At 72.7% G+C, this 12,019-nt stretch carries 8 protein-coding genes; 3 read left to right on the plus strand and 5 right to left on the minus strand.

The features are described 5' to 3' along the window. Positions 1–606 precede the first annotated feature (606 nt). A complete protein-coding gene (locus I3F58_RS19915; protein WP_240109996.1) occupies positions 607–1,338 on the plus strand; it encodes a flavodoxin family protein in 732 nt (243 codons plus the stop codon). Between the two features lie 12 nt (positions 1,339–1,350). Here the strand turns inward: I3F58_RS19915 and I3F58_RS19920 are convergent, their stop codons facing one another. From I3F58_RS19920 to dnaK, 4 genes are all read right to left on the minus strand, one after another. Next, positions 1,351–3,099 (minus strand): enoyl-CoA hydratase-related protein, encoded by a 1,749-nt coding sequence (locus tag I3F58_RS19920; RefSeq protein WP_240110011.1) that lies wholly within the window; start codon positions 3,097–3,099, stop codon positions 1,351–1,353. Between the two features lie 167 nt (positions 3,100–3,266). Next, positions 3,267–5,357 (minus strand): SpoIIE family protein phosphatase, encoded by a 2,091-nt coding sequence (locus I3F58_RS19925; protein ID WP_240109997.1) that lies wholly within the window; start codon positions 5,355–5,357, stop codon positions 3,267–3,269. 77 nt (positions 5,358–5,434) lie between these two features. Further along, a complete protein-coding gene (gene grpE / locus I3F58_RS19930) occupies positions 5,435–6,046 on the minus strand; it encodes a nucleotide exchange factor GrpE (RefSeq protein ID WP_240109998.1) in 612 nt (203 codons plus the stop codon). Next, entirely contained in the window at positions 6,043–7,917 is a 1,875-nt protein-coding gene (dnaK, locus tag I3F58_RS19935; protein ID WP_240109999.1) for a molecular chaperone DnaK, read from the minus strand. The genes grpE and dnaK overlap by 4 nt, the downstream gene beginning before the upstream one ends. A 190-nt stretch (positions 7,918–8,107) precedes the next feature. Here dnaK and I3F58_RS19940 point away from each other — a divergent pair, with 190 nt between their 5' ends. Next, positions 8,108–8,545: an Hsp20/alpha crystallin family protein gene (locus tag I3F58_RS19940; RefSeq protein ID WP_240110000.1), complete on the plus strand. Its 438-nt coding sequence runs from the start codon at positions 8,108–8,110 to the stop codon at positions 8,543–8,545. Positions 8,546–8,610: 65 nt separating this feature from the next. Here I3F58_RS19940 and I3F58_RS19945 read toward each other — a convergent pair whose 3' ends face one another. Then, positions 8,611–10,830, minus strand: a complete 2,220-nt coding sequence (locus I3F58_RS19945; protein WP_240110001.1) for an NADP-dependent isocitrate dehydrogenase — start codon at positions 10,828–10,830, stop codon at positions 8,611–8,613. 194 nt (positions 10,831–11,024) lie between these two features. Here I3F58_RS19945 and I3F58_RS19950 point away from each other — a divergent pair, with 194 nt between their 5' ends. Then, entirely contained in the window at positions 11,025–11,990 is a 966-nt protein-coding gene (locus I3F58_RS19950) for a LysR family transcriptional regulator (RefSeq protein WP_240110002.1), read from the plus strand. Positions 11,991–12,019 lie beyond the last annotated feature (29 nt).

Here is a 12,019-nt window from a genome sequence, read left to right on the forward strand (position 1 = left end):
GGCGGTTCGAGTGCGCCGCGCCGCGCGACGGCGCCCTCGGCGTACTCCCGTCGTGCGCCCTGGTCGCCTTCCGGCGCGCCGCCGCGCCGTACGGCTCCGGCCGGAACCGTGCGCCGCCGGTGTTGCGCGAGCCGTGTGACCGGCCGTCCTGGAGGGCCGAAGGGCTGATGGCCGCAGGTCCCGTGCGGCGGCCCGCCTCTTCGTCGCGGTCACGGCCTCGGCCGTCTCCGCCGGGGCCGTGAGGCGCGGTCGTCTGCGTGGTCCCCGTGGCCGTCCGCGGGTCCGGTGGCCGCGGCCGGGCCGGTCGGGGCGGGCCGGGGGGTCCTCCGGGCCCCGCTCCCCCGGCCGTCGCATGACGCCGCCGACAGCGTGAGCGCGGCCGGAGCCGCCACCGCCGCCGCGTGCCGCTACGGCCGCGTGCGCACGGCCGCCCTCTGAGCCGGGCCTCCGGCCGGACCGACGGCCGCTCCGGCGTGAAGTGTCCGGGCAGGGGCCCGGCACGCTCGACGTGTGGGCACAGTTCGTCACCATTCCGCTACGCAGCGTGCGAGCATGTGCGCATCGCCGTGCCCGCGCAGGCGCCCCCGCTCACAGAAAGGCACCCCCATGTCCTCTGACAGCACTCCTCCCGGACGGTCCCGCTACAACGATCTGCGCGCCCTGTTCGTCAACTGCACCCTCAAGCCCTCGCCCGAGCGGAGCCACACCCAGGGGCTCGTCGACATCAGCCGGAGGATCATGGAGGAACAGGGGGTACGGGTGGACCAGATCCGGGCCGTCGACCACGATCTCGCGCCCGGCGTCTACCCGGACATGACCGAACACGGCGCCGCGAGCGACGAGTGGCCGGTGCTCTACCCGAGAGTGATGGACGCCGACATCCTGGTACTGGCCGGACCGGTCTGGCTGGGCGACAACAGCTCCGTCATGAAGCGGGTCGTCGAGCGGCTGTACGCCTGCTCCGGCCTCCTCAACGACGCCGGGCAGTACGCCTACTACGGCCGGGCCGGCGGCTGCCTGGTCACCGGCAACGAGGACGGTGCCAAGCACTGCGCCATGAACGTGCTCTACAGCCTCCAGCACCTCGGGTACGTCGTACCGCCGCAGGCCGACGCCGCCTGGGTCGGTGAGGCGGGGCCCGGGCCCTCGTACCTCGACCCCGGTTCCGGCGGCCCCGAGAACGACTTCACCAACCGCAACACCACCTTCATGACCTGGAACCTGCTCCATCTGGCCCGGATGCTCAAGGACGCGGGCGGCATCCCCGCGCACGGCAACCAGCGCTCGGCCTGGGAGGCCGGCTGCCGGTTCGACTTCGCCAACCCCGACTACCGCTGAGCCGTCGCCCCGTCAGGGACCTGCGAGCGGATCGGCCGGGCCACCCGCGGCCTTGCGGACGAAGGCCGAGCGCAGCGCGTGGTAGGGCGCCCGGGCGTCGAAGAACGTGCGGCGCATCCGGGCCAGTTCCGCGCTCCGGTACGCCGCGAGGGGGCGGGCCGCCTCGTCGCGGTGCCGTACCGCCTCCTTGGCCGCGACACGGGCCCGCAGCCCCGGTGCTCCGGCCAGCTCCGCCGCGAGGCGGTGCACCTCGGGCCCGAAACCCTGCGGGGACGCCGGTACGAGGCGGTCCGCGAGGCCCATGCCTACCGCTGCCGCCGCGCTGACCGGCACGGCCTCCGTCATGAGGCGACGCGCCGCCTCCGCGCCCACCCGGCGGGGCAGGCTGTACGTCCAGTACTCGGAGCCGTACAGGCCCATCCGGCGGTAGTGCGGGTTCAGCACCACCCCGCCGCGGCACCACACCTCGTCCGCCGCGAGGGCCAGCATCACCCCGCCCGCCGCGGCGTTGCCGCCGAGTGCGGCGACCACCAGCCGGTCCGTGGTCCGCAGGACCGCCTCCACCAGGTCGTTCATCGCGTTGATGTTCGCCCAGGACTCCTCGGCCGGACCCACGGCGGCCTCGATGACGCCCAGGTGGATCCCGTTCGAGAAGAAGTCCCGTCCGCTGCCGAGCACCAGGACGGAGGTGGGGCGCGTCAGCGCCCAGCGGTACGCGGTGAGAAGCCGGCGGCACTGGGCGGTGCTCATGGCGCCGCCGGGGAAGCCGAACTCCAGGAACCCGGCGGGGCCGCGCTGCCGATAGCGGATGTCCGACCAGGTGCGCCGGTGCGCGGGCAGCTCCAGCGGCGCCGGGACCTCCGGGAGGCCCGCCACCAGGTCCTCCGGTACCAGTCCGGCCCGCACCGCGTCGGCCAGCACCGAGGCGGCCGGGCGGCGGAACGGCGAAGGCAGTCCCGACGCGCGCCGCGCCCGCAGCTCCGGGATCCACACCGCGCCGTCCACGGTCGCCCGGCAGACCGCCCCGGCCCGCGTGGCGATCAGCGAACCCGGCACCGCGCCCCGCCCCGTACCCGGGGCGGGACCCCGCAGCTCGTCCTCCGGGCACCCCCCGTGCAGGAAGAACTCCACGCCGCACAGCTCGTCCAGCACGCCCGGCTGGGAGTCCCCGCCGCGCAGTTTCCGCAGTACCGTCCGGGTCGGGTCCGACGCCCAGTCGATGCGCCGTCGCTCCTGGCGGAACGCGTCCCGCCACACCACGTCCACCGACGGGTCCTTCTGCGACAGCGGCTTGTGACCTCCACCCGCGAACCGTTCCACCGCCAGCAGCACCGCCGCCACCGCCGCGTCCCCAGACTCGCCCCGGTACAGGGCGCTCTTGCCGACCGGAGGCACGTCGAACGGGACCGAGGCCCAGATGTCCCCCGCGTCCAGGCCCGCCTCCGCCCGGAGCACCGTCACCGCCCAGCGTTCCGCCCCCGAGTCGATCGCCCAGTCCAGCGACGAGGGGCCCCGGTCGCCCGGCGGCCCCGGGTGGACGACCAGGCAGGTGTGGCGCGCCCACACGTCCTCCGGCAGGGCGGTCCGCAGCATCGGGGCCACCACGAGGTCCGGCCGCCTCTCGCGCACGGCGGCGCGTACCGCGTCCTCACCTCCGGGGCGGGCCAGCACGGCGCCCACACGGTGCCCGGCGTCGGAGAGCTCCGCGTACACACGCTGGCAGAGGCTGTTGAAGGCGCTGGCCACGAGCAGGATGTTCAGGTTCATGGGCTTCCTCGGAGGGGGAGTCCACGGGCAGGGGAGGACAGCATGCGTCCATGCCGGGCCGCCGAGCGGCGGAACACCGCACCTGCGCGTGATCCGGAACTCCGCAGAAACGATTCGGTCGCTCTCCGGGCCCATACGGACGGAATGCGCACCGATCCGGTCTACTCGGTCTGCTCCACCGCCCGTGCGATCAGCAGTGCCACGTCGTCGTGCCCCTCCGCGTCCCGCAGCGCCCACAGCACCTCGTCGCACGTCCGGTCCAGACCGTGGTCGCCGCCGCCTGCCAGCAGGGTCATCAGCTGGTCCAGGCGGGTGTCGATGGACTCGTCGCGCACCTCCACCAGCCCGTCCGTGAAGAGCACCAGCCGGTCGCCCGGCCGCAGCGGGACGTTCAGGGTGTGGAACGGGACACCGCCCACCCCGAGCGGCACCCCGGTCGGCAGCTCCACCAGTTCCGGCGCGCCGCCCGCCGGGACGCGGACCGGCGGCAGATGGCCCGCGTTGGAGATCAGGCACGCGTGCCGCTCCGGGTCGTACACCGCGTACACGCAGGTCGCGGTCGCCTGCTCGAGTCCCGTGGTGCTGCGGTCCACGTGGTGCAGCAGCTCGGCCGGGTCCATGTCCAGGTCCGCGAGCGCCCGGGTCGTGTTGCGCAGCTGCCCCATGGTCGCCGCCGCGGCGACCCCGCTGCCCATCACGTCGCCCACCACCAGCGCTGTCCTGCCGCCGGCCAGCGGGATGACGTCGAACCAGTCCCCGCCCACCTCGCCGGCCGCGCCCGCGGGCTGGTACCGGTACGCCAGCTCAAGCCCGGGGCGCGGGGACGGCCGGTGGGGGAGCAGTGAACGCTGGAGGGTGAGGGCGGTGTCGTGCTCCCGCTGGTACGAGCGGGCGTGCCCGATGGACACCGCGGCGCGGCCGGCGAGTTCGCGCGCCAGCACCAGGTCGTCCTCGTCGAACGGCGCCGGGTGGCGGGTCCGCCGCAGCCGCAGCACGCCGAGCACGCTGCCGTGCGCGATGAGCGGCACGACGAGGTACGAGTGGAACCCTGCGCGCGCGAGCCGCCCGGCGTTCTCGGGGCCGCCCGCGATCCGCGCCAGGTCCTCCTCACCGACCCGCGGCAGCAGGAAGGGCTCGCTCGTGTCCACGCAACGCCCGACCGGACTGTCCGCCGTCGCCTCGTACGTACTGTCGGGCCGGCCGGGTTCCGGGCGTCCCGTGTCCTTCGGCAGGACCGGGATCTCCGCCAGGCAGCGGAACAGACGCTCGTCCCGCACACCGGGCAGACTCGGCGGGCGGAGAGCCTCGTCCAGCAGGTCCACGGAGGCCTCGTCGGCCAGCTCCGGCACCACGAGCCCGGCCAGCTCACGGGCGGTGCGCGTCACGTCGAGCGTCGTGCCCACCCGGACCGACGCGTCGGCGATCATGGCGAGGCGCCGCCGTGCGTGCGCGGCCTCGGTCGCCGCGCGGTGCCGGTCGGTGACGTCGACGACCGAGAGGGCCAGGCCGAGGACCCGGCCGTCGCCCGCCTCCAGCCGGTAGTACGACACCGACCAGGCGTGGTCCCGGTCCGGGTCGGTCGAGGTGCGGCCCACCACGTTCTGGTCGACCAGCGCAGCGCCCGACTGCAGCACCCGGCGGGCCGCCGTCTCGATCAGGTACACGTCCAGGAACGACAGGGCCACCCGCAGCGGACGGCCCGTCAGTGTTTCCGGCGGGTGCCCGCTCAGCCGGGTCAGAGCCGGGTTGATGCTCACGAAGCGCAGCTCCGGGTCCAGCACGGCCAGCCCGATGGGCGACTGCGCGACCAGCCGCGTCGACAGCGCCAGGTCCCGCTCCACCCGGCGCAGGGTGGACTGCTCGGTCGCCAGGCCCAGTGCGTACAGGTCCCCGCTTTCGCCCCGCAGCCGCATGTTGCGGAACTCCAGCAGCCGGGTGCTGCCGTCCTTGTGCCGCACCGGGAACACCCCGGCCCAGCTCATGCCCTCCCGCATGACCGTGGCGAACAGCTCGATCACCTGCGCCAGGTGCTCCTCGTGCACCAGCAGCCGCGCCGCGTACCGGCCCAGCGCATCCCGCGCGGTGTAGCCGAACAGCTCCTCGGCCTGCGGGCTCCACAGCACGATCCGGCCCCGGTCGTCCAGCACCACGGCCGCTACCTTGAGCACGTCCAGCAGCCCGCCCGGCGCCGACGGCCCGAACACGCCGCCGCCGGCGGCGGGCCCGTCGGGGGTAGCGGGAACCGGTCGCATGCCCCACCTCCGCTTCGAGCCGTCACCCCATCCTCTCCCGCGGGTCCCGGCCGCGCATCACGGGCCGTCACGGGGAGTCACCCGCCGGACGGCGGACCCAGGACGGTCACTTCGGCGGGGCGCAGCATCTGGTCACCGACCCGGTGGCCGGGCCGTACCACCTCCGCGCACACGGGATGGCTCACCCGGTCCGACGCCAGGTACGCCACGGCCCGGTGCACGCGCGGGTCGAACGCCTCGCCCGGCGCGCCGAAGCGGGTCAGCCCCAGTCCGGCCAGCTCCGCCTCCAGGGCCTTCGCCACCCGCAGGAAGCCACCGGTCAGCTCACCCTGCCGGCCCGCCTCGTCCACCGCGTCCAGCACGGGCAGCAGCCGCAGCAGCACGTTCGCCACGGCGACCTCCCGCACCGCGAGCCGGTCCCGGTGCACACGGGAGCGGTAGTTGTCGTACTCGGCCTTCAGCCGCTGGAGGTCCCGGTTCCGCTCGGCCAGCACCGCCGCCAGTGCCCATGCCCCGGGCGCCGGGCCCGCGGCCCCTCGTACGGCCGGGGCGGGATCCACGGTCCGCACCCGGAACGCGGGCACGGGGAGCGCGTGGGGCGACGGGGTCACGGCGGGCGGCAGCATCGGGGGCGGGGCCGGTCGGGGCGGGACCCGGGTGAGGCCGGACGGGGTCCTGGCGCGCTTCATTCCCCGCCTCCGCGTCGCCGTTCGTCCTCGTCGACGATCTCCGCGTCGACGACCTCGTCCTCCTCGCCCGATCCGGCGTCCTTCCCCGGGCCGGACGCGGTGCCGGTGGTGTCGCCGGCGGCCTGGGCCTGGGCGTACACGGCCTGGCCCAGCTTCTGGGAGACAGCCGCGGCCTTCTCCGTGGCGGTGCGGATCGCCGCGCTGTCCTCGCCCTTCAGCTTCTCCTTCAGCTCGTCGACCGCCGACCGGACCTCGCTCCGGGTCTCGCCGGGGACCTTGTCCTCGTTGTCCTTGAGGAACTTCTCCGTCTGGTAGACGAGCTGCTCCGCCCGGTTGCGGGTCTCGGCGGTCTCCCGCCTGCGCCGGTCCTCCTCCGCGTGCCGCTCCGCCTCCCGGACCATGCGGTCGATGTCGTCCTTCGGCAGCGAGGAGCCGCCGGTGACGGTCATCTTCTGCTCCCTGCCCGTGCCCAGGTCCTTCGCGGTCACGTGCATGATGCCGTTGGCGTCGATGTCGAAGGCGACCTCGATCTGCGGAACCCCGCGCGGGGCCGGCGGCAGGCCGGTCAGTTCGAACATCCCGAGTTTCTTGTTGTACGCGGCGATCTCGCGCTCGCCCTGGTACACCTGGATCTGCACCGACGGCTGGTTGTCCTCGGCCGTCGTGAAGGTCTCCGACCGCCTGGTCGGGATGGTCGTGTTCCGCTCGATGAGCCTGGTCATGATGCCGCCCTTGGTCTCGATGCCGAGGGACAGCGGGGTCACGTCGAGGAGCAGGACGTCCTTGACCTCACCCTTCAGCACACCCGCCTGGAGCGAGGCGCCGATCGCGACGACCTCGTCCGGGTTCACGCCCTTGTGCGGATCCTTGCCGGTCAGCTCCCGCACCAGCTCCGTCACCGCGGGCATCCGCGTCGAGCCGCCGACCAGGATCACGTGGTCGATGCCGGACACCTTGATCCCCGCGTCCTTGACCGCGCTGTGGAACGGTCCCTTGCAGCGCTCCAGCAGGTCCGAGGTCAGCTGCTCGAACTGCGCTCGCGTCAGCTTCTCGTCCAGATGCAGCGGCCCCTCCGGGGAGGCGCTCAGATACGGGAGGTTGATGGACGTCTCGGTCGCCGCCGACAGTTCGATCTTGGCCTTCTCCGCCGCCTCGCGGAGCCGCTGTGTGGCCATCTTGTCCGTGCTCAGGTCCACCCCGTACGCGGCCTTGAAGCGCGCCGCCAGATGGTCGACCACGCGCTGGTCCCAGTCGTCCCCGCCCAGGTGCGTGTCGCCGTTGGTGGCCTTCACCTCGACGACGCCGTCACCGATCTCCAGCAGTGACACGTCGAAGGTGCCGCCGCCGAGGTCGAAGACCAGGATCGTCTGGTCGTTCTCCTTGTCCAGGCCGTAGGCGAGGGCCGCGGCCGTCGGCTCGTTGATGATCCGCAGGACGTTGAGGCCCGCGATCTCACCGGCCTCCTTCGTCGCGGTGCGCTGGGAGTCGTTGAAGTACGCGGGCACGGTGATCACCGCGTCCCGTACGTCCTCGCCCAGATACCCCTCGGCGTCCCGCTTCAGCTTCTGCAGCACCCGCGCGGAGATCTCCTGGGCCGTGTACCGGCTGCCGTCGATATCGCCCTTGTCCGGGAAGTGCCAGGCGCTGTCGCCCATGTGCCGCTTCACCGAGCGGCAGGTGCGGTCGACGTTCGTGACGGCCTGCCGCTTGGCGACCTCGCCCACCAGCACCTCGCCGTTCTTGGCGAAGCCGACCACGGACGGGGTGGTCCTCGCGCCCTCCGTGTTGGTGATGACGGTCGGCTCGCCGCCCTCCAGGACGCTCACCACCGAGTTGGTCGTGCCGAGGTCGATACCTACTGCCCGTGCCATCGTCGTCTCCTCAGCTCGGCTCAGCTCTGCCCGGCTCTGTTCTGCCTGAAGAGCACCTGAAGAGAACGTACCCAGGAAAAGATTAGTATGTCCGTATATGTCGGTTTACATCTGCTTGAGTTGCATGCAGGTGCAGTCAAGACACACGGGCACAAGAACACCGAGCAAGACCCACCGGAGGTGTCCTCCCATGCTGATGCGTACCGATCCCTTCCGTGACCTCGACCGGCTCGCCCAGCAGCTCCTCGGCCAGAGCGGCACCTGGTCCCAGCCGACCGCGATGCCGATGGACGCGTACCGCGAGGGCGACCACTATGTGATCGCCTTCGACATGCCCGGGGTGTCACCGGACGCCATCGACGTGGACGTGGAGCGCAACATGCTCACGGTGAAGGCCGAACGGCGGCCGGTGCCGAAGGCCGACGACGTCCAGATGGAGCTGTCCGAGCGCCCGCTGGGCGTCTTCTCCCGGCAGGTGACGCTCTCCGACACCCTCGACGTCGAGCACATCGACGCCGACTACGACGCGGGCGTGCTCACCCTGCGGATCCCCATCGCGGAGCGCGCCAAGCCGCGCAAGGTCGAGATCCATGTGAGCGAGGGCTCGCACAGGCAGATCAAGGGCTGAAGCCGCCGGAGGCCGTGCCGGATCTGTCCGGCACGGCCTCCGCGGTCGCTCAGGCGTTCAGGCGCTCAGACGAGCGTGGCCAGCGCCTGGTTGAAGGTCTGCGACGGGCGCATGGCCGCCGCTGCCTTGGCCGGGTCCGGCTGGTAGTAGCCGCCGATGTCGGCCGGCTTGCCCTGGACGGCGAGCAGCTCGTCGACGATCGTCTGCTCCTGCTCGGACAGCGCCTTCGCCAGCGGCGCGAACGCCTCCGCGAGCTGCGGGTCCGCGGTCTGCCCGGCCAGCTCCTGGGCCCAGTACATCGCCAGGTAGAAGTGGCTGCCGCGGTTGTCGATGCCGCCGATGCGACGGGTCGGGGACTTGTCCTCGTTCAGGAACGTCGCCGTGGCGCGGTCCAGGGTGTCCGCGAGGACCTGCGCCCTGGCGTTGCCCGTGGTCTTGGCGCACTGCTCCAGCGACGGCACCAGCGCGAAGAACTCGCCCAGCGAGTCCCAGCGCAGGTAGTTCTCCTTGACCAGCTGCTGGACGTGCTTAGGGGCGGAGCCGCCCGCGCCCGTCTCGAACAGGCCTCCACCCGCCATCAGCGGGACGACCGACAGCATCTTGGCGCTGGTGCCCAGCTCCAGGATCGGGAACAGGTCGGTCAGGTAGTCACGCAGCACGTTTCCGGTGACGGAGATGGTGTTCTCGCCGCGCCGGATGCGCTCCAGCGACAGCTTGGTGGCCTCGACCGGGGGCAGGACGCGGATGTCCAGCCCCTCGGTGTCGTGCTCCGCCAGGTAGGTCCTGACCTTCTCGATCAGCCGGGCGTCATGGGCGCGGTTCTCGTCCAGCCAGAACACGGCCGGGTCGCCGGTGGCGCGGGCGCGGGTGACGGCCAGCTTCACCCAGTCCTTGACCGGCGCGTCCTTGGTCTGGCAGCTGCGGAAGATGTCGCCCGCCGCGACCTCCTGCTCCAGGACCACGTCACCGGCCTGGTCGACCAGGCGGACCGTGCCGGCCGCGGCGATCTCGAAGGTCTTGTCGTGCGAGCCGTACTCCTCGGCCTTCTGTGCCATCAGGCCGACGTTCGGTACCGAGCCCATCGTCGACGGGTCCAGCGCGCCGTGCGCCCGGCAGTCCTCGATGACCGCCTGGTACACGCCCGCGTAGCTGCTGTCCGGCAGCACGGCGAGGGTGTCGGCCTCCTGGCCGTCCGGGCCCCACATGTGGCCGGAGGTGCGGATCATCGCGGGCATGGAGGCGTCGACGATGACGTCGCTCGGGACGTGCAGGTTGGTGATGCCGCGGTCCGAGTCGACCATGGCCAGCTCCGGGCCCTCGGCGATCTCGGCGTCGAAGGAGGCCTTGATCTCGTCGCCCTCGGGCAGGGACTCCAGGCCCTTCAGGATGGCGCCGAGGCCGTCGTTCGCGGACAGGCCCGCGGCGGCCAGCTTCTCGCCGTACTGCGCGAAGGTCTTCGGGAAGAAGGCGTGGACGACGTGACCGAAGACGATCGGGTCGGAGACCTTCATCATCGTGGCCTTCAGGTGGACGGAGAACAGCACGCCCTCCGCCTTGGCGCGGGCGACCTGCGCGGAGAGGAACTCGCGCAGCGCGGCGGCGCGCATCACCGAGGCGTCGACGACCTCGCCGGCGAGCACCGGCACCGACTCGCGGAGCACCGTGGTGGTGCCGTCGGCGGCGACGTGCTCGATGCGCAGCGCGCCGTCCTGCGCGATGACGGCCGACTTCTCGGTGGAGCGGAAGTCGTTCTCGCTCATGGTGGCGACGTTGGTCTTGGACTCGGGGGTCCAGGCGCCCATGCGGTGCGGGTGCGTCCTGGCGTAGTTCTTCACCGACGCGGGAGCGCGGCGGTCGGAGTTGCCCTCACGCAGGACCGGGTTGACGGCGCTGCCCTTGACCTTGTCGTAGCGGGCGCGGATCTCGCGCTCCTCGTCGGTCTTCGGGTCGTCCGGGTAGGCGGGCAGCGCGTAGCCCTGCTCCTGAAGCTCCGCGACGGCCGCCTTGAGCTGGGGGATCGACGCCGAGATGTTCGGCAGCTTGATGATGTTCGCGCCCGGGGTCTTGGCGAGCGCGCCCAGCTCCGCGAGGGCGTCGCCGATGCGCTGCTCCTCCTTCAGGTACTCCGGGAAGGAGGCGATGATCCGGCCTGCCAGGGAGATGTCGCGGGTCTCGACGCTGACGCCGGCCGCCGAGGCGTACGCCTGGACCACGGGCAGGAACGAGTACGTCGCCAGGGCCGGGGCCTCGTCAGTGTGGGTGTAGATGATGGTCGAGTCAGTCACCGGGTGCTCCGCTCCACGTCTGTAACATTGCTCGACATCAAGATATCTCGTGATCGGGCGCGGCTCGACAGAGGTCCCTCCCGGATCCTCCGCGGGTCGCCCCCCGGGTTCGCTCCAGGGTCCTTCGCGGGTTCCGTGCGACAGGTCTGGACCAAAGTCTTGCCCCGGCCGGTCAGGCCCGCGAAGCTCGGCTCATGGACCTGGAGCTCCGGCACCTCAAGACACTGCGCGCGATCGCGGACGCGGGCAGTCTCACCAAGGCCGCCACCTCCCTCGGACTGGCCCAGCCCGCCCTCAGTGCCCAGCTCAAGCGGATCGAGCGGGTCCTCGGCGGGGCGCTGTTCGAACGGGGGCGGCACGGAGTGCGGGCCACGCCCCTCGGAGAACTCGTCCTGGAACGGGCCCGGGTGGTGCTGCCCGCCGTGACCGAACTGCAGCGCGACGCCGTACGGTTCGCCACCGGGGCCGGTACGGGGCCGGACGGGGGCCGCTTCCGGCTCGGTGCGACGCACGGCCCCCTCCTGGGCGCCCTGGTCGACCGGCTCGCCGCCGCGCACCCGGGAGCGCCCGTCACCACCCAGACCTCCTGGTCCGAGCGGGAGCTCGCGGCCGGGGTCGTCGAAGGGCGGCTCGACTACGCGCTCATCGGCACCTGCGGTGCCAGCGCCCCGCCCGAGAGCGAAGGGCTCACCTGGCGCGAGATCGCCACCGACCCCGTCTTCGTGATGCTCGCCACCGGGCACCCCCTCGCCGGGCGCGAGCAGGTCCACCTCGCGGACCTCTCCGGCACCGCCTGGACCGACGTCCCCGGCGACGGCTGCTTCGGGGACTGCTTCCACGCCGCCTGCGCCCGCGTCGGCTTCACCCCGGCCCGGGTGTACGAGACGGACACCGCCTCCTGCGTCCACCTGGTCCAGGTGGGCCGGGCCGTCGGGCTGTGCCGCGCCACGTTCCCCGACACCGCCGGGCTGGTCACCCGCCCGCTGGCGGGCACCCCCCTGTCCTGGCGTCACCTCCTCGGCTGGCACCCCGCAGCCCCCGCCGCGGCCACCGGACCGGCCGTCCTCACCCAGGCCCGCGCCGCCCACGCCGAAGCCGCCGCCCGCAGCAGCGGCTACGCGGCGTGGCTGGCGTCGGGCATGGCGGCGGCGGGGGCGTGACGGAACCCGGGCCGGTCCCGGCGCCACGC

Source organism: Streptomyces sp. MUM 203J (genome assembly GCF_022414595.1).
GTDB lineage: Bacteria > Actinomycetota > Actinomycetes > Streptomycetales > Streptomycetaceae > Streptomyces.